General features: G+C 53.5%; 18 protein-coding genes. 13 read left to right on the plus strand and 5 right to left on the minus strand.

The features are described from left to right. Positions 1–6: 6 nt before the first annotated feature. Positions 7–429 (minus strand): DNA-directed RNA polymerase subunit omega, encoded by a 423-nt coding sequence (gene rpoZ / locus DPQ22_RS03630; RefSeq protein WP_150213228.1) that lies wholly within the window; start codon positions 427–429, stop codon positions 7–9. 244 nt (positions 430–673) lie between these two features. Here rpoZ and DPQ22_RS03635 point away from each other — a divergent pair, with 244 nt between their 5' ends. From DPQ22_RS03635 to DPQ22_RS03650, 3 genes are all read left to right on the plus strand, one after another. Next, entirely contained in the window at positions 674–1,264 is a 591-nt protein-coding gene (locus tag DPQ22_RS03635) for an NYN domain-containing protein (protein WP_150213353.1), read from the plus strand. A 634-nt stretch (positions 1,265–1,898) separates the two neighbouring features. After that, positions 1,899–2,690 carry a uracil-DNA glycosylase family protein gene (locus tag DPQ22_RS09360; protein ID WP_338140465.1) on the plus strand — a complete coding sequence of 264 codons (792 nt, stop codon included), beginning with the start codon at positions 1,899–1,901 and terminating at the stop codon, positions 2,688–2,690. A 175-nt stretch (positions 2,691–2,865) separates the two neighbouring features. Continuing rightward, positions 2,866–3,603, plus strand: a complete 738-nt coding sequence (locus DPQ22_RS03650) for a DUF4145 domain-containing protein (RefSeq protein ID WP_190323130.1) — start codon at positions 2,866–2,868, stop codon at positions 3,601–3,603. Between the two features lie 620 nt (positions 3,604–4,223). On the opposite strand, the gene smpB is transcribed toward DPQ22_RS03650, so the two are convergent. Then, a complete protein-coding gene (smpB, locus tag DPQ22_RS03655) occupies positions 4,224–4,697 on the minus strand; it encodes an SsrA-binding protein SmpB (RefSeq protein ID WP_246681462.1) in 474 nt (157 codons plus the stop codon). 292 nt (positions 4,698–4,989) lie between these two features. Continuing rightward, complete coding sequence (gene dapA, locus DPQ22_RS03660) at positions 4,990–5,868, minus strand: 4-hydroxy-tetrahydrodipicolinate synthase (protein ID WP_150213234.1); 879 nt, start codon at positions 5,866–5,868, stop codon at positions 4,990–4,992. Between the two features lie 290 nt (positions 5,869–6,158). Between dapA and DPQ22_RS03665 the strand changes: the two genes are divergently transcribed. Continuing rightward, positions 6,159–8,366, plus strand: a complete 2,208-nt coding sequence (locus tag DPQ22_RS03665; protein ID WP_246681463.1) for a lytic transglycosylase domain-containing protein — start codon at positions 6,159–6,161, stop codon at positions 8,364–8,366. A 26-nt stretch (positions 8,367–8,392) separates the two neighbouring features. Here the strand turns inward: DPQ22_RS03665 and DPQ22_RS03670 are convergent, their stop codons facing one another. Then, on the minus strand, positions 8,393–9,661 hold the full coding sequence (locus tag DPQ22_RS03670; protein ID WP_150213236.1) for an MFS transporter: 1,269 nt from the start codon (positions 9,659–9,661) through the stop codon (positions 8,393–8,395). A 258-nt stretch (positions 9,662–9,919) separates the two neighbouring features. On the opposite strand from DPQ22_RS03670, the gene DPQ22_RS03675 reads away from it, so the two are divergent. The 8 genes from DPQ22_RS03675 to DPQ22_RS03710 all read left to right on the plus strand — a co-directional run bounded on the left by DPQ22_RS03675 (position 9,920) and on the right by DPQ22_RS03710 (position 15,820). Further along, a complete protein-coding gene (locus DPQ22_RS03675; RefSeq protein WP_150213238.1) occupies positions 9,920–10,603 on the plus strand; it encodes a DUF2062 domain-containing protein in 684 nt (227 codons plus the stop codon). Continuing rightward, a complete protein-coding gene (gene acpS, locus DPQ22_RS03680; RefSeq protein ID WP_150213241.1) occupies positions 10,600–10,998 on the plus strand; it encodes a holo-ACP synthase in 399 nt (132 codons plus the stop codon). The genes DPQ22_RS03675 and acpS overlap by 4 nt, the downstream gene beginning before the upstream one ends. Before the next feature lie 81 nt (positions 10,999–11,079). Then, entirely contained in the window at positions 11,080–11,964 is an 885-nt protein-coding gene (lepB, locus tag DPQ22_RS03685; RefSeq protein ID WP_150213243.1) for a signal peptidase I, read from the plus strand. A gap of 67 nt (positions 11,965–12,031) precedes the next feature. Then, positions 12,032–12,739 (plus strand): ribonuclease III, encoded by a 708-nt coding sequence (gene rnc / locus DPQ22_RS03690; protein WP_425305141.1) that lies wholly within the window; start codon positions 12,032–12,034, stop codon positions 12,737–12,739. A 46-nt stretch (positions 12,740–12,785) separates the two neighbouring features. Continuing rightward, entirely contained in the window at positions 12,786–13,817 is a 1,032-nt protein-coding gene (gene era / locus DPQ22_RS03695) for a GTPase Era (RefSeq protein ID WP_150213245.1), read from the plus strand. Positions 13,818–13,831: 14 nt separating this feature from the next. Beyond that, positions 13,832–14,755: a DNA repair protein RecO gene (gene recO / locus DPQ22_RS03700; protein WP_150213247.1), complete on the plus strand. Its 924-nt coding sequence runs from the start codon at positions 13,832–13,834 to the stop codon at positions 14,753–14,755. Positions 14,756–14,894: 139 nt separating this feature from the next. Continuing rightward, positions 14,895–15,413 carry an ImmA/IrrE family metallo-endopeptidase gene (locus DPQ22_RS03705; protein ID WP_190323131.1) on the plus strand — a complete coding sequence of 173 codons (519 nt, stop codon included), beginning with the start codon at positions 14,895–14,897 and terminating at the stop codon, positions 15,411–15,413. After that, on the plus strand, positions 15,410–15,820 hold the full coding sequence (locus DPQ22_RS03710; RefSeq protein WP_150213252.1) for a hypothetical protein: 411 nt from the start codon (positions 15,410–15,412) through the stop codon (positions 15,818–15,820). Before DPQ22_RS03705 ends, DPQ22_RS03710 begins: the two co-directional genes overlap by 4 nt. Positions 15,821–15,932: 112 nt before the next feature. Here the strand turns inward: DPQ22_RS03710 and DPQ22_RS03715 are convergent, their stop codons facing one another. Further along, positions 15,933–16,865 (minus strand): YgfZ/GcvT domain-containing protein, encoded by a 933-nt coding sequence (locus DPQ22_RS03715; protein WP_150213254.1) that lies wholly within the window; start codon positions 16,863–16,865, stop codon positions 15,933–15,935. Positions 16,866–17,033: 168 nt separating this feature from the next. On the opposite strand from DPQ22_RS03715, the gene DPQ22_RS03720 reads away from it, so the two are divergent. Further along, on the plus strand, positions 17,034–18,377 hold the full coding sequence (locus DPQ22_RS03720) for a dihydroorotase (RefSeq protein ID WP_150213256.1): 1,344 nt from the start codon (positions 17,034–17,036) through the stop codon (positions 18,375–18,377). Positions 18,378–18,387: the final 10 nt, after the last annotated feature.

The following is an 18,387-nucleotide window of genomic DNA, read 5'->3' on the forward strand; positions in this document are numbered from 1 at the left end:
TCTGTGTCAAAAATCTTCATTTTTCTCAGGCGCAACCAGGCTTTCAATGCCTGCCAGCAAATCTTCTTCCGACATTTGGTCAAAAGCTATAGTATCGCTTTCTTCCTTGGCAGCCCCCTCAGTAAGCGGTATTTCACCGCCGGCTTCCATTATGGCAATATCGGAAGTCAGCAAAGCGCGTGCTTCTTCCGGTTCATCTACCTCGACATGTTTCTGCAGGGAATGGATAAGATTTTCCTTCAAATCAGCGGGAGAAAGTGTCTCATCAGCGATCTCGCGCAAGGCGACAACCGGGTTTTTATCATTATCGCGGTCAATAGTAATGGGCATGCCCTGCGAAATTTGCCGGGCGCGATGGCCGGCCAGAAGCACCAGTTCAAAACGGTTTTCTACTTTGTCAATACAATCTTCCACAGTGACGCGCGCCATGGCTCAAGCCTCTTTCCTCAAATATGGGCAAATAACGAATATATGCCCGATAAACTATTTTTGCCTGAAAAACAAGAAAAACAAGGATAAATCCGCAAATTTCGTCTTTTTGCCTTGGCAAATTATATAGGCTGTTTTAGATTGAGGGCGAATTTTTCGGGGTTGCAGCTGCTTTTGGGGTGGTTTTCCGGCATATAGGCGGCTGTTTTGTTTCATAAGGATATGTTTGAGATAAATGGCTGATATTTTTGATTCGCGTGAAAAAATCGTTTTGCTGATAGACGGTGCCAATCTCTACGCTGCTTCCAAGGCTTTGGGTTTTGATATAGATTACAACAAGCTGCTGGATTATTTTCAGGCCGGGGGCTATTTGCTGCGCGCCTATTATTATACGGCTCTGGTGGAAGATCAGGAATATTCTTCTATCCGGCCGCTGATTGACTGGCTGGATTATAATGGTTACCGCGTTATTACCAAAGCCGCCAAGGAATTTACCGATGCCAGCGGCCGGCGCAAAATTAAAGGCAATATGGATATTGAGCTGACCATTGATGCCATGGAGCTTTCAGATTCCGTTGATCATTTTGTTATTTTTTCAGGTGACGGTGATTTCCGCTCGCTGGTGGAGGCCCTGCAACGCAAGGGGCGCAAGGTCAGTGTGGTGTCGACATTAAAGAGCCAGCCGGTGATGATGTCGGACGATTTGCGCCGCCAGGCCGACCATTTTATTGACCTGTTCCGCCTGAAAAAGCATATTGAGCGCGCGCCCAATGCGCGCCCTCAGCCGGCGCAGGAAGGGTATTATGACGATGATGAAGGTGATGAGGATTATTGACGCAGCACGTTTTGCATGATTTTTATCGGCTGATTTTGCCTGAGGGGAGGCGGGTGACACTGTAGAGATTATAGAGAGGCGGGGGCGGCAGAATGCAGTCGCGAAGGTTGTGGGGCGTTATGCGTTTTCTGTCGGTTCTTCCTTCTTTTCCGGCTCTGCTTTATGGGAGTGAATTTGTTCTTCTGTCGCAGCTTGAGAAATAACAGGCTGCGCCGGCATTGCCCGGGAGAGCGGGTAGGGGTGTGGAGGTGCGGCGTAAATATGCGGCTGCTGACAGGCGCAGTGACAGAGCTGTGCCCTGCGGCTTGTTGTGCGGTTATATAGTGGCATGTGATGATGATAAACCGGGCGATTTGCGGCTTTATTCCCGGGAGCTGTGATGAGCAAAGGCGGCAAAGCGGGTATTGGCGGGAGCGGGTAATTGCGTAATGCTTTGTGCGCGTGCGGCAGAGAGGCCGGAAGTGACAGGCAATATAATTTGCTGCCGCCCAATAGGGAGCTTTTTCCTAACCCGCCACATAATTGCGCTTTGTGCCCGCGTCTGCATGATTTTTTGCAGCAATGGCGGCAAAGGCAGCCGGGCTGGTATAATGCCCCTGTTCAGCCGTTTTTGCCGCAAGGCGGGGTGGCGGCGGTGCGCTTGCTGCTGGTCGGCCTTGCTCCCGGCCTGCAAGGGGCCAACCGCACCGGGCGGCCTTTTACCGGAGACGGCTGCGGCCCGCTGCTTTATAACACTCTGAAAAAATACGGTTTCGCGCGGGGAAGCTATCAGGCACGGCCTGATGACGGCCTGCAACTGGTAGAAATGGCGATTGCCAATGCCGTGCGCTGTGTGCCGCCGGAAAATAAGCCGCTGGGGGCGGAAATCAGTACCTGTCGCCGCTATCTCGCCCCTTATTTGCAGGGTTTACCCCGGCTGCACGTGGTGGTTACCTTGGGTAAGGTGGCGCATGAATCAACCTTGCGGGCGCTGGGCGTGCCGCTGAAAGCGGCGCCCTTTATTCATGGCCGCATGGTGGAAATCCGCCGTGCCGGCGTGACGCAAGCCGATAGTAATGGTGGCGTGGTGCAAGTCGATAGCGGAGAAATGAGGCAAATTGACAAGGATAAAGCACAGTTTGACAGGCCCATGATACAGGCCGGCCATAATGGGAGCGCTGCGCCGGTTAAGCGCGGCAGCGGCAGCATGGTGGAAGGCAGCGATAGCGGCAGTTCGATAGGAAGTGGCGGCGGCATGGTAAGGGAGAGCGGCAGGGGTGAATCAACGGCAATCAGCGACAGCAGATTGGCACCAATCGGCAGCTTGCGGCTTATTTCCAGCTACCATTGCTCACGTTACAATACCAGCACCGGCCGGCTGACAGAAGCCATGTTTCATGAGATTTTCGCCACCGCCCGCCAATATCTGGATTCGATGAAAGCGTAATTCCTGAGCGCTGTGCTACATGCTCTGTTCGGTCGTGAGCCGAGTTAGGCTGAGTATTTGACGGCGCGGTTGAAAAGCGGGCCAGGAAATTATGAAAGGCCGATAAAATAGCGTTGCGGGGAAGCGGGGCTATGATTATTTGAGAAATATGGGGGGATTGATAAGGTCTTGGCCTATGCAAACACACTATAGCGTGCCGGAATTTAACAAAACCGCCTTTAATTGCCCGCATTGCGGCGCCTTTGCAGAACAGAAATGGTCGGAGCTTCGATGCGATATTTTTGCGCACCAGAATGACTGGGAATTAGGCAGAACTTTAGAGCTTCTTAAGAATAAAGGATATAGCGAACTGGACGCGGCACATATGCGTTATGAACAGGCGGGCGGAATATTTGCCGCTATTTGTGCGCATTGCAAGAAATATTCCTATTGGCTTGAGAGAAAAATGCTGTGGCCGGCGGCGAGCACAATAGAAATGCCCAATCCCGATATGCCGGAGGAATGTCAGAAGCTTTACATGGAAGCACGCATTATTGCCGGTCAGTCGCCGCGCGCCGCCGCTGCTTTATTGCGCTTATGTGTAGAAAAATTTATACTCGCCCTAGGCGGAACAGAGAAAAAACTTGCTGATGGCATTCAGGCTCTTATTGATAACGGTAAAATTTCTCAAGCTGAGCAGGAATATTTGCATATATGCCGCTTAATCGGCAATGATGCTGTTCACCCGCGGGAAATTTCTTTAAGCGATAGCCCGGAAATTGTTTTGCCGCTTTTCAGATTTTTGAATATTTTAGTGCAGAGAACTATTTCGGCGGAGAAAGAACGCAGCAATTTTATCGCAGGATTGCCATCTAACATACAGCAGAAAATAACGGCTCATAAAGAAGCCGGCGCAGCAGATTGGGATAAATGAGGATAAAGTCAGAACAAAAATTCTCTTATTTTTCCGGTGATTTTGGGCGGTTCGCCCTTACACTGAGGGGTGCGGGTTTGTGCCAAATCGCCGGCAGATTCTCCGCGCCTGCTTTGGCAAATAACCGTGCTTCAGGTGCCTTCCTGGGTGATTCTCGCTCCCCTTTTGGCAAAACAGCAATATCCCAAGACACAGCTCGAACGATTCTTGCGGCTCTTTGTGGCAGCCGCATTGGCAGGCGGCACAGCAATAGCCGCTCCGGGCGGCATTATGGTGCAGTATCCGGCAGGCCTGCCGCCGGCATAAATACTGCCTTCTGCCATTTTTGGCCTTTAGGCGGGCTTGTGCCAATATTGCCGGCAGATTCTCCGCACCTGCTTTGGCAAATAACCATGCTTCAGGTGCCTTCCTGGGTGATTCTCGCTCCCCTTTTGGCAAAACAGCAATATCCCAAGACACAGCTCGAACGATTCTTGCGGCTTTTGTGGCGGCGGCATTGGCAGGCGGCACAGCAATGGCCGTTCCGGGCGGTATTATGGTGCGGTATTTGGCAGGCCTGCCGCCGGCATAAATACTGCCTTCTGCCATTGCCGGCCGGCTCACTGGGCGCTGCCCGCAAGCTATTTATTATTTTGCCGCAGCAGGCGGGCTTTTTCCCGCCCCCAGTCACGCTTTTTTTCAGTCTGGCGTTTGTCATGCAGCTTTTTGCCGCGCGCCAGTGCAATCTCTATTTTAGCGCGGCCGCGCGGGTTAAAATAAAGCCGCAGCGGCACAATGGTCATGCCTTCGCGCTCAACAGCTTTGGCCAGCCTGTCCATCTCCTTGCTGTGCAGCAATAATTTGCGCAGGCGGCGCGGCTCGTGGTTAAACCGATTGCCGGCAGTATATTCCGGAATATGCGCATTGATAAGCCATAGCCCGTCTTGCTCAAAAGAGGCGTAGCTCTCGGCAATATTGGCGTGATTGGCGCGCAGCGATTTCACCTCTGTGCCCACCAGCACCAGGCCGGCTTCCATATTGTCCAGAATTTCATAATTAAAGCGTGCTTTGCGGTTTTCGGCCAGAATTTTGCGCTTTATTGTCGGTTTTTTCACTATTATTCCTGCTTTCTGCCCGAGCCGGGTGCCTTAAATACAGGCCGCAGCGGCCGGAAAGACCAATAAATCTTGCGCGGCCGCGGCGCATCATATCATGCCGCGCCGGCTGCTATTATTGCAGCCAGAGGTCGGTGCCGCTTTAAACCGGCAAAACTTTGGCCGGACAAAAGCAGCCAAAGCGTCAAATCCGCCCTGTGCCACACTGGCAAAATCGCCCCGGCAGCCCAAGCGTGGCTTGATCAAGCCTCACTGCTTCTTTATTCAAATATAGGCCGCAACAGCCGGAAATTCAAACGAGCCCTGCCTGTGCCAGCGCCGCATCAATTTTCTCTGCGGTTGCCGGCGCAATTTCTACCAGCGGCAGACGCAGATCGGGGCGGCAAAGCCCCAGCCGCGCCGCAGCATATTTCACTCCGGCCGGATTAGGCTCAATAAACAGAGCCTGGTGCAGCGGCAGCAGCTTTTTATGCAAAGCCTCTGCCGTTTTGACATTGCCCGCCAGACTGGCCTGCTGAAAAGCAGCGCTTAAGGCCGGAGCAATATTAGAGGTAACGGAAATACAGCCGCGCCCGCCCTGGGCGTTAAAAGCCAGAGCCGTGGTATCCTCCCCCGATAGCTGGATAAAGCCGCTGCCGCAGGCGCGCCGCTGCTCACCGACACGCTCAATCTTCCCCGTGGCGTCTTTGACCCCGATAATATTGCTAAAATCATGTGCCAGCCTGCCCATTGTTTCCGGCAGCATATCAATAATAGAACGGCCGGGAATATTATAAATAATAATCGGCAGGCGGACTGCTTTGGCAATAGCGGCAAAATGAGCATAAAGCCCGGCCTGATTGGGCTTGTTATAATAAGGCGTGACCACCAGCGCCGCATCTGCCCCCGCCGCTTGCGCATATTGAGCCAGCTCTATTGCCTCGGCCGTGCTGTTGGAGCCGGCGCCGGCAATAACCGGCACCCGGCCTTTGGTCTGCTGCACACAGAGCTCAATAACGCGCTTATGCTCATTATGGCTCAAAGTCGGCGACTCACCCGTCGTGCCGACAGCAACAAGCCCGCTAATCCCCTCTTTTATTTGCCATTCAACCAAATGGCGAAACGCTTTTTCATCAACCTTATCCTCTGCTGAAAAGGGGGTGATGAGGGCGGTTAAAGCTCCCTCTATCATATCGATACCTCAAAATTGCAGCCTGTCGCCGGCAAAGGCCGCGCCTTTTCACTATTAAAAGCGCAGTCTGGCTGCCGCCTGTTGTGAGCAGCCGCCACGCGCGACCATAAAGCAATTTTCGCCATCTGCAAACAGCTTTTTTGCGGCAAGGCTGTTGGGGCAGCCGGCTTTGCGCTGCCGGGTACGACAAAATATTAAGAAGGGCTTTACCCTTGCTCTTTATTTTGCCCGGCCTGACGGTAGCAGGCTCATGGCATTAAAACGCTCAATGGCAGGCAGATTGGGGCATTATGGCGCGAAACTGGCATAAAAATTTTATAATATACAGCACGGCGCTGGGGCTGTTTTTTGCCCAGATTGCCGCAGCTCAGACTAAGGCCGGCGGCAATAAAATGCCGCACCCGGCCGCCCGGCCGGCGGCACAGGCGACAGCGGCAAAAAAAGCGCGCAGTCATAAGGGCAAGGCTTCTGCCCCGGCGGCCAGAACAGCGGCCAAAGCGCGGCCTCAAACCAAAGCTGCGCCTGTATTGACCGGCGCGGCCGCGGCGGTCGGGCTTGATAATAATCCTGTTTCGGCTATTCCGCCGGGGCGTTCGGCTGTTTTGCCCGGGCTGTCGCCGCGTTTGCGCGCCGGGTTTGACGCTGCCTATAATAATCGCGGGGCAGAGGCTCTGGCCGCCAAAAACGCCTTTGCCGCCGGCACGGCAGAGCGGCAGAGCCTGGCCTGGGCCATTGCTACTGCCGGCCCGAGCGGCGTTTCGGCCGCGCAATTATGGCAAAACAAGGCAGAGCTGGCCGGCTGGCCCGGGCAGGCGCAGTTGCAGGGCAGTTTTGAGCGCGCCTTGGCGCGGGAAGGGGCGGCACCCGCCAAAATTATCGCTTATTTTACCGGGCAGCAGCCGCAAACGGCGGCGGGGCGGGCAGTATTGGCCAGGGCCTATATTGCGGGCGGGCAAAAAGCGCAGGCGCGGGCGGTGCTTTTCCCCTGGTGGTATCAGGCGCGTTTAAGCAATTCTGAAGAAACATTGCTGGCAGCAAGCGCCGCAGGCCTGTTGACGCAGGAGGATTATCGCCGGCGCCTCTCTGCGCAGCTTTTTGCCGGGCAGAAAGCTGCGGCAGCGCGTATTGCCGCGCGCGCCGGCGGCACTGATTTATATCAGGCCTATATGGCAGCCCTGCAGCCGGCAATGGCAACCGAGTCGCTGCTGGCCGGGCTCTCTGCCTATTGGAAAAAGCAGGCTGTCAGCCGTTTTATCTATATACAATATTTGCGCCGGACAAAACATTATGAAAAAGCGGCGCAGCTTGTTTCGGCTACTCCGGCGGCAAGCGGGGCAATGGGCAATAATGAGGCCTGGTGGGCGGAAAGACGGGTATTGTCACGCGAAATGCTGGATATAGGCCGTGCCGATATTGCCTATAGGCTGGTGACGGCCTGGCGCCCCGGTGATAAAATACAGGCGGCCGATGCCGAATTTCATGCCGGCTGGTATGCTTTGCGGTTTCTGGGCAGGCCGCAGCCGGCGCGGGAGCATTTTGCCCGCCTTGCCGCTTTATCGGCCGGCACCATTACCAAAGCCCGGGGCTATTATTGGCAGGGACGCACGGCCGAGGCGCTGCATGAGCCGCGCGCGGCACAAAATTTTTATGCGCAGGCGGCGCATTATTCCACCACATTTTACGGCCAGCTTGCCGCGCAAAATATTGGCAGAGCTTTGCCGCCGCCGCCAATGCCGCGGCCAAGCCCTGCCGAGCGCCGGAATTTTGCCGCGCGCCACCCGGTGCAGGCGCTGATATTGCTGGAAAAGGCCGGTTATAATGCGGCAGCGCGCGGTCTTTACACGGCTTTATCGCAAGATTTGCATAATATCGGCGAATTGGCGCTGCTGGCAGCGCTGGCAGAGAAAAACAATAATTATTACAGCAGCCTGAAAATCGGCAAAAACGGGGCTCAGCGCGCTTTTGAGGTTGGCGCCCTGGCGCACCCTTTGGGGGCTATCCCGGCAGTGGCCGGTATTTCTCCCAGCCGGCTGGCTTTGGCCTATGCTGTTGCCCGGCAGGAGAGCGAGTTTAACCCGCAGGCTTTATCGCCCGCTGATGCGCGCGGCCTGTTGCAGCTTTTGCCGAAAACGGCCAAGGCCGTGGCCGGGCGGCAGAACCTCCCTTATTCGCTGGATAAATTATCCGGCGATGCCGGTTATAATGCGCGGCTGGGCGTACATTATCTGGAAGAGCAGCTGCAAAAATTCAACGGCTCCTATATTTTGACCTTTATCGCCTATAATGCCGGTGCCGGGCGCGCGCTTGACTGGATAGGCCGCTATGGCGATCCGCGCGGGCAAAAGAGCGATTTTGTGGTGGATTGGCTGGAGCGTATTCCCTTTACTGAGACGCGCAATTATGTGCAAAGGGTAATGGAAAATTATGAAATTTACAAAATGCGGCTGGGCGGCCGCGCCGATATTGACGCTGATATAGCAGCGGGCAGACCGGGTTGAAATCTGCCGGCACCAGGTGCAGCTTTTCATGCCGGCCGCCGGTGCCGTTCTTCGCTGGGCAATCTGGGCAAAAACAGGGCAATAATACCAAGCAGCGGCAAAAAAGCGCAGAGGTCAAACAAAGCCTGATTGCCGATTTTGTCGCCCAGTGCGCCGAGCAGAGCAGAAGACAGCGCGCCAATACCGAAAGACAGGCCGTAAAACAGGCCGGCTATTGTGCCGATTTTACCCGGCATCAGCTCCTGGGCAAAAACCACAATAGCCGGAAAGGCAGAAGCCAGAATAAGGCCGATAATCACAGATAAAACGGCCATTAGCGGCAGCGAGGCATGCGGCAGCGCCAGGGTGAAAGGCAAAACGCCCAAAATAGAAAACCAGATAACCCGGCGCGCGCCGATTTTATCGCCTATCGGGCCGCCGAAAATAGTGCCGGCGGCAATCCCGCCCAAATATAAAAACAGCAAATATTGCGCCTGATGCACGGTTAAGCCATATTTTTCCATAGCGAAAAAAGTATAAAAATTGCTCATGGAAGAAAGATAAATATATTTGGCTGTCATCAGGGCAACAAGCATAAAAATCGTGCGGCGAATATGCGTTTTGCTTAAATCAGGCAGAGCGGGCGGCGCTCCTTTGGCCAGAATGCGGCGCAAACGGGCGGCATACCAGCGGGCAATAATAGTCAGCAATAAAAAACCGGCAAAGGCAATAAGGGCAAAATAGCCGACATCATATTGCCGGTTGATAAATAAAGCGGCCAGCAGCGGGCCCAGGGCTGTGCCGCTATTGCCGCCGACCTGAAAGACAGACTGGGCAAAGCCGAAACGACCGCCGCTGGCAAAACGCGCCACGCGCGCCGCCTCGGGGTGAAATATGGAAGAACCGAAGCCAACCAGGCAGGCGCCGGCCAGCAAACCCCAATAATGCCCGGCGAAAGCCAGCGCCAAAAGCCCCGCCATGGTAAACAAGGCAGAAAAAGGCAGGGAATAAGGCAGCGGTTTTTTATCGGTGTAAAAACCGATTAAAGGCTGCAAAACAGAGCCGGTTATTTGAAAGCCGGCCGTAATCAGGCCGATCTGCAATAGCGACAAGTGATAATTAGCCCGCAAAAGCGGGTAAACAGCCGGCAGCATGGATTGCATGACATCATTGAATAAATGGCCGAAACTGATAGCCAGCAAAACGGCAATTACCGTATCACCGCCGGCAACAGCCGCGGCTTTTGCTTTACCCGGCAGCGGGCTGCTGCCGGCAGCCGGCACTGTTTTATCACGAATTGGCGGCCTTGACGGCATAATTGCACCTTTTGACTATTTAAGGGGTCTGATATAAAAAGCGTTCTCTTACAGCTTCCCCCGGCTCAAAGCGAAAGGCCGATAATCGCGCATTTATACAGGCAATGACACAGATGAGAAATTTTTTTGCACAAATTTTATTAAAAATGATGGAAATATTTACCATAAAGCGATAAAAGGAGTGCCTCAAGGCGCAAAAGCTGCCATAATTGCGGTTATTCGGGGCGGTATTTGCATCTGACAATAATCAAGGGAAATATGCTTTTTCGCCAAAAAAAACAACCGAATTTGTGGGGGAAGATTCGTCTCTATCTGTGGCCGCGGCGTTCTTTTTCACGCTCATTGCGCTATTTGGGCAAGCGTTTGCTGCGTATCCCGGCCAGGCCGCATATTGTGGCGCTGGGGCTGGCTATTGGCGTGTTTTTTGCGGTAACGCCGCTTTACGGTTTTCATATTCTGCTTGCTGTTTTTTGTGCCTGGATTTGTTCTGCCAATATTGCGGCAGCGGCTCTTGGCACTGTTTTGGCCAATCCGTTGACTATCCCGTTTCTCTTTGGTGCTGCTTATGAAACCGGGCGGCTGATTTTGCCGATTGCGCATAAAGCGGCGCCTATACCGGTTTTGTGGGTTGAGCTGCAAAAACTGAATTTCAGCAATCTATCCGGTGTTTTGTTTCAGATTTCAGTCGGTTCGCTGCTCTTGGGTATTATATTGGCGGCTTTGGCCTATATTGGCACCTATACGGCGACTAGACATTTTCGCCGGCAGCGGCAAAAGCGTATTCATGCCCGTTATTTGCGCCGCAGCGCTGCCGGGGCGGTTTGCCGGAATGGCGGGGCGCTTGCAGATTTCTCGCCGGCGGCGGAGATTTTTGCCGATAAACCGGTAATTTGTGCGATTGAAGGGCGCGGCGGCGCAGCTCCGGGTGAATATGGGCCATGATTATCGGTATCGGTAATGATATAATTACTATTGCGCGGGTGGAGAAAGTGTTGCAGCGGCATGGCACCCGCTTTACGCAGCGCGTTTTTACCGCTGTGGAGCGGCAGAAATCGGAAGGGCGCCGCCAGAAAGCGGCCTCTTATGCCAAGCGTTTTGCTGCCAAAGAGGCTTGCGCCAAAGCTTTGGGGACAGGTATTGGCCGCGGTGTCTATTGGCGCAATTTGGGGGTTGTCAATTTGCCTTCAGGGGCGCCGACCATGGAAATTACCGGGCAGGCTTTGAACGTGCTGGCCTCAAAGCTGCCGCCGCGGCATAAAGCGCATGTGCATGTGACGCTTAGCGATGATGAGCCTTTTGCCCAGGCTTTTGTGCTGATTGAGGCGGTGCCGCTGTAATTATGGCAGTGCTCCTCTTAAGGGGCAGCCTGTTGCCGCTTTTGCCGCAGTTACTGGTAAAATAGCAAGCAGGTAGGGATAATGAAGAGTATTGCAACAGCTCCGCAAGGGCAAAAAGGCAGCATAAAAGAAACATTTATTGTGTTGATTGAGGCTTTGTTACTGGCTTTTATTATTCGCAGTTTTTTGTTCCAGCCTTTTAGTATTCCTTCCGGCTCAATGCGGCCGACACTTTATGTCGGCGATTATTTGCTGACAGCGAAATATGCTTATGGCTATTCGCATTTTTCGCTGCCTTTTTCGCCGCCTTTGTTTTCAGGCCGGTTATGGTCGGCCGAGCCGCAGCGCGGCGATATTGTCGTTTTCCGCAATCCGGGTGATACAAATACGGATTTTATTAAACGCGTTATCGGCCTGCCGGGCGATAAAGTGCAAATGCAAAGCGGGGTGCTTTATCTTAACGGCGTGGCAGTGCCGCGGGTAAAAATCGGCGAGACAGTCAATATTGATGCTGTCGGCTGCATTCCGCCGGATCCCAATGGGCGGCTTGTCCCGCCGCCTGCGGTGCCCGGCAGCCGGGGAGAAATTTGCGATACTAATCACGGCCAGCATTTATTCAACCCGCAAGCTGACCGGCCTGTCGGCATTTACCGGGAAACTTTGCCCAATGGCGTATCTTATAATACATTTGACATTTATCCTTTCGGCTATCTGGATAATACGCGACTGTTTGAAGTGCCGCAGGGCTATTATTTTATGATGGGCGATAATCGCGATAATTCTGATGACAGCCGGGAATCTGTGGGCTATGTGCCGTTTGAGAATCTGATTGGCCGCGCCAATCTGATTTTCTTTTCTATTAGTGATGAGACCAGCGCCTGGAAAATCTGGGACTGGCCGGCGCATTTGCGCTGGCAGCGGCTTTTCAGTTTTGTCTGGACAATAAAAGCGGTGCCGGCAAAATAATATTATATTCTGCCGCGCAAGGGTGGAAACAGAGAGGGTGAAGATAAAGGTGCTGTTGACAGTGCCGATAAAAGTGAGTTGGCAGGTGACAGAGGCGAAAGATAAAGCAAAATTTGGCAAAATTACCGGTTATATGTTTAAAGACAGTGCGCTTGTAAAGCGCGCTTTGACTCATTCCAGTGTTGAGAACTCCAGCCGCGGCAATTATGAGCGGCTGGAATTTTTGGGTGACAGGGTTTTGGGGCTGGTAGTGGCTGAGCTTTTATGCGACCTGTTTCCCGATGCGCCGGAGGGCATATTGTCGGCGCGGCTGAATATGCTGGTTAATGCTGAAATTTGCGCCGAAATTGCTGTTGAAACCGGGCTTGCCGCTTTTATTGTAATGAGCGCGGATATGAAGCACGGCTCGGCGCGCCGCATGGTGAATATTTATGCCGATGTGATGGAAGCGCTGATTGCCGCTTTATATTTGGAAGGCGGGCTGATCGTGGCGCGCCGTTTTATTATCCGCTATTGGACAAAAAGGGCACAGGATTCTGCCTTGCGGCGGCGCGATGCCAAGACTGAATTGCAGGAATGGGCGCATAAGCAAAAAGCGGGAGAACTGCCGCATTATCGGCTGGTCAAGCGCAAAGGGCCGGATCATGACCCTGTTTTTGAAATGGAGGTGCTGGTTTCCGGTTTTGCGCCGGCCAGCGGCGAGGGGGCTTCCAAGCGCCAGGCGGAGCAGGCGGCGGCTGAAATTATGCTGCGGCGCGAAAATATCTGGGCATAAGACGGTACGCGGCCGGTTGCGGCACAGATGAATAAAGGCAAGGATTATGGCAGTGGCACCGGAAAAAGAGCAGAATGCTGTCGCAAAAGTGGAAAAAGCCGCCAGGCCGCAGAATAATGCTCCTGAACAGCGGCAAAGCCGGGGCAACCGTGGCGGGCAGGGCGAAGAGGAGCCGCCGGGGGAGAAGCTGAGCCGCTCAGGTTTTGTTGCCCTGATTGGCGCGCCTAATGCCGGCAAATCCACTTTTATCAACCGCCTTGTCGGGGCAAAAATTTCTATTGTGACCCATAAAGCGCAGACAACACGCGCTTTGGTGCGCGGTATTATCCGGCAGGGTAATACGCAAATTGTTTTTGTTGATAGTCCGGGGATTTTCGTCCCCAAAAAACCGCTGGATAAAGCTATGGTGGCGGCGGCGTGGAGCGGCGCGCGCGAGGCCGATATTGTACTGCTGGTTGTTGACGCCAAAGAAGGTTTTTCTACCAGGCTGGAGCCGCTTGTCGCTTATATGCAGCAATGTCGCCAGCCGAAAATTCTGGTATTGAACAAAATTGACAAGGTTCGGCCGGAAGATTTGCTGGCTTTGGCGGCGCAATTTAATGCCGCTGTGCCTTTTGACCGGGTTTTTATGGTTTCGGCGCTTAACGGCTCCGGCTGCGCTGATGTGACATTATGGTTAAGCGCTCATCTGCCGCCTGGGCCGTTTTATTATCCCGAGGATCAGCTTTCAGATATGCCTTTGCGCCGTCTGGCGGCCGAAATTACCCGGGAAAAGCTGATTTTGCGCCTGCATGATGAGTTGCCTTATGCTGCTACGGTAGAGACGGAAAAATGGCAGGAACGGCAAGACGGTTCGGTTAAAATTGACCAGATTTGTTATGTTGAGCGTGAGAGCCATCGGAAAATTTTATTGGGTGCCAAAGGTGCGACCATTAAAGCAATAGGTCAGGCGGCGCGCAAGGAGATAGCGGCTGTTCTGGAACAAAAAGTGCATTTATTCCTGTTTGTCAAAGTGCGGCCGAATTGGAGCAAAAAAGCCGGGCATTACCGCGAAATGGGGCTGGACAGCACGGATTAAGGCTGGAGAAGCCGATGGAATGGCAAGATGAAGGATTTATTATCGGGCTGAAACAGCATGGGGAAACCGGCCTGATTGTTGAATTGATAACGCCTGAGCACGGCCGCCATAAAGGGCTGGTCAGAGGCGGGCAGGGGCGCCGCTTATCGCCGCTTATGCAGGCAGGTAACCGGGTAAAGGCGCAATGGCGGGCACGGTTGAGTGAGCATATGGGGCAATACAGGCTGGAAGCGGTGGATTTCGCCGCTGCCAGGCTGATGCAAAAGCCGCTTTCCCTTTATGTCCTGCAAAATGTCACCAGCCATTTGCGTCTGCTGCCGGAGCGTGATCCCCACCCGGCGCTTTATCGGCTTATACCGCTATTATTTGAGCATTTTGACAGACCGCTGCTGGCGGGTGAGATTTTTGTGCGCTTTGAAATGCGGCTGCTGGAAGAATTGGGCTTTGGCCTGGATTTAAGCCGTTGCGCTGCTACTGGGAAAAAAGCTAAAATAATGCCTGTGCAGGCAGGGCAGAATAATGAGGCTTTGCCGCGGCCCGGCCGGGAAGCGGAGCTATTGGCGGGGCATATAAGCACGGCAGAGCCGGTCGCAAAAGCAGGGAGCAGACGGCCTGTTGCCGCTGCGGCTTCGCCAAAGCCGGGTGACAGGGAGGAAGAGGTAGAGCTTGCCTATGTTTCGCCAAAATCAGGCCGGGCAGTGAGCTTTGCTGCCGGGGCGCCATGGCGGGACAAATTGCTGTCGCTGCCGCCGTTTTTGCTGGCAGCAGGGCAACGCGCCGCCGATTTTGCCGCACTGCAGCAGGCTTTTCAGCTAACCGGCTTTTTTCTGGCGCGCCATGTGTGGGAGCCGCGCGGCCTGGCAGTGCCGCTTTTTCGTGCGGCCTTTTTGCAGAGTTTGCAGGCGGCTCTGGCAGAAGATAAAAGACAGGCTGTGTAAAAGAGCCGGGCTTGCAGCGCAAAATCGGCCAGGCCATTTGCAAAGGTTCCGGCTGCACTATTTTTGAATGTGTATTATCTTGATTTTCATGTCTTCGAGGTTTAATTGTAGCAAAATAAAACAGGAAGGGGACGAGATAATGACTGCTGATTTTGGTAAAGCGCAGAAAAAAGCCGCAGAAATCCTGAAAGAATATCGGATAACCAAGCCGCCGATTGACCCGGAAGCGATTGCCGAAGAAATGGGAGTTGATGTCCGCTATGCCGATTTCAGCCCGGATATAAGTAAAAAAATATCGGGCTTTATTCGCTTTAATCGTGATTCGGGCAATGCGCCGCAAATTATTGTCAATAAGGCTGTCAGCCCCAGACGTAAAATTTTTACTATTGCGCATGAATTGGGGCATTATCTCCTGCATCGGGATTATGCCGAGGACGATAACCGTTATCAGGTTATGCCGCGCAGCAATTTTTATCCGGAAGGCAAGCCGCCGGAAGAACAGGAGGCCGATTGTTTTGCTGCCAATCTGCTGGTGCCGGAGGATATGCTGAGGAAATATAGCGCCTATGCCAGCATAGAAACTATCGAGAAACTGGCTGGAATATTTGCTGTTTCCAAAGAGGTGATTCTCGATAGAATGAGGTTTTTGGGGGTATGAGTGTTTTACGTAAAGCAGCGGAAGAGCAGGAGACAGCGCAGGAATTTTCTTATGATGTCGATAAAAAGAAAGAGCTGGAGAGAGCGCGAGAGCTTGGCTATGACGCCGATAAAGAGGAAAAGCGGATTCATAATAAAGGATTGGGAGAATATTACGGCCATCGCAAATGGTGGTCGTGGTTTATTTTGGGCTGGATAAGCATTTTGATAAGTTTCAATATGGGACTTGCATTATTGGTCGGCTTTCACACTTATGATTTTAATTTTGATAAGCTGCCGTGGTTTGCAGCCTCTATAACTACAGAGACTTTTATTCAGATTGTCGGGCTTGGCTATGTTGCTGCACATTATCTGTTTTCAGACGAACAAAAGCAGGATAAGCGGTTGCGGGCGGCGCTTTTGCGCTAGATCGGGCTGCGATTCTCAAGAGCAGAGCCTGCCTCGCCTTAAACAGTCGAAACAGGGCGCTTTCCTATCGCAGTTTTTCTGTCGTTTCCGGTTTTAAGCGGGTTGCGCCGTCTCATTCCGGGCGGCTTATTGCCTGCGGCAAATAAGGAGGTGCGATGAAATGCAGCGCTACCTCGTTTGCCTGAGCGGCCGGGCTGCCTGCCGGCGGTATTTTATCAAGGCGGATAAGGGCAAGCCCCTTTTGGTCACAGACAGTGCCCAGCCTGCCGATAATTTTGCCATTGAGCAGAATTTCCGTGCCCGATGGCGGCAAGGCCTGTTGTGCTTCCACCTGCACCAGACGCTTGCGAATAATGGTTTTATGCTGCATGCGTGCGACAATTTCCTGCCCGATATAACAGCCTTTTTGTCGCGCAACAGCGCCGAGACAGTCATAATTGACATTATGGGGGAAAATATCGTCCGGAATAAAATCGCTGCCGCTTTCCGGCACAGCATGGGCAATACGCAGCCTGTCCCAGTTTTGCGCTGTTGCTGCTTTGTCTATGGCGGCAAAAGCGGCATTATCCGTTTGATAATAGACGCGGCAGACAGAAGCTGCGGGCGGAAAGCGCGCATCATGCAGAGCGAAACAAGGCGCCGGCAGTGCCGCTGCCGGCAGTGCTGTTTGAGCAGTAATCGGCGCTTGGGTGATAATGCCGATAAGGCAGTTTTGCGGCGGGGCGATCTGCACATTGGCGCGCAATTTATAAAGGCTGAGCCGCCTGACAAAATCCTCTGCCAGGGGCGCGGCAATATCCAGCAAAAAGCCGGCCTCTCCGCCTGGCTCTGCTCCTGCCGGCATGGGAGCAATGAGGAAATCAAACATAATTTTGCCTTGCGGTGACAGCAAGGCGGCGGGGGCCATAATGCCCGGGGCGAGCGCGGCAATATCCGCAGTTATAATAGTGTTTAAAAATTGTGCCGCGTCACTGCCGCCAATATGTACCAGCCTGTGCCCTGTCAACAGGGCGCATAAATTGTCGGGGGAGGGAGACTGGGTCATATAAGGCTCGTAAATTTGTGCTTCACCGCTGCTGCGGCTTGCTTTTGCCCCGGTTTTTACGATAATTCAAGCATAAAGAGCGGGCAGGCACAAAATTTGCTTAATCCGGCCGCTGTTTATAATGCCGGGCGGCATAAATTGGTGCATTTGGCAAAGAGGCAGTTCTAAATGCGTGGCAAAACAAATTTTGATGTGATTTTTAAAAATGCTGTTGTGGTTAATCATGATGGCCGGGGCGCGCGCGATATTGGCATTATTAAAGGGCGCATTGCCGCTTTGGGCGATTTAAGCCGGGCCCATGCCGGTGAGGAGGTGGATTGCACCGGTTTGCATATTCTGCCCGGTATGATTGACAGCCAGGTGCATTTCCGTGAGCCGGGACTGGAGCATAAGGAAGATTTGCAAAGCGGCTCGCTTTCTGCCGTATTGGGCGGGGTGACTGCCGTTTTTGAAATGCCCAATACCAGGCCGGCAACCGACACGCCGGAGCGTCTTGCCGATAAATTGCGCCGCGCGCATCACCATATGCACTGCGATTTTGCCTTTTGGGTGGGAGCAACGCGCGCTAATGCCCATTTGGCGGCCGAGCTGGAACGCCTGCCAGGCAGCGCCGGCATGAAAGTGTTTATGGGGTCTTCTACCGGTGATTTGCTGCTTGATGATGATGCCGGCGTGGCCGCAGTGCTGCGCCAGGCAAAGCGGCGGGTGGCTTTTCATTCAGAAGATGAGGCCAGACTGGCCGCGCGGAAAAGGCAGCAAATAGCGGGCGATCCAGGCAGCCACCCTGTCTGGCGTGATGAAAAAGCGGCCCTTTTCAGCACACAGCGTTTGCTGCGGCTGGCGCGCAAGACCGGTGCCCGTATTCATATATTGCATCTTTCTACAGCGGAAGAAGCGGAGTTTTTGCGTGATTATAAAAATATTGCCACTATTGAGGTAACGCCGCATCATTTAACCCTGACCGCAGCAGATTATGCCAGGCTTGGCACATTGATGCAGATGAATCCGCCAATCCGTGCCGAACGCCACCGGCAGGCGCTGTGGCAGGCGCTGCAACAGGGGCTGATTGATGTGCTGGGCTCAGACCATGCGCCGCATTTATTGAGCGAAAAACAACAGGCCTATCCGGCCTCGCCTTCCGGCATGACCGGCGTGCAGACCATTGCGCCGCTTATGCTGGATTATGTCAATAAAGGCCTGTTATCGCTGGAGCGTTTTGTTGATTTGACAGCCCACGGCCCCAATCGTATTTTCGGCATTAGCCGCAAAGGGCGGATTGCGCTGGGCTATGATGCCGATTTCACTATTATTGATCTGAAGCGCCAGGGCGTAATTACGAATGCCGGCACAGCTTCAAAAGCCGGCTGGACTCCTTATGACGGCAAAAAAGTGCAAGGCTGGCCGGTCGGCACTATTATTCGCGGCCGCCGGGTGATGTGGGAGGGAGAGCTGGTAAGCGCGCATGGCGGAGAAGCGGTGGAATTTATCGAAGCTCTGCCGCATAGGCGATAAACGGGCAAAT

It is taken from the genome of Candidatus Tokpelaia sp., from assembly GCF_008636115.1.
Classification (GTDB): domain Bacteria; phylum Pseudomonadota; class Alphaproteobacteria; order Rhizobiales; family Rhizobiaceae; genus QLZD01.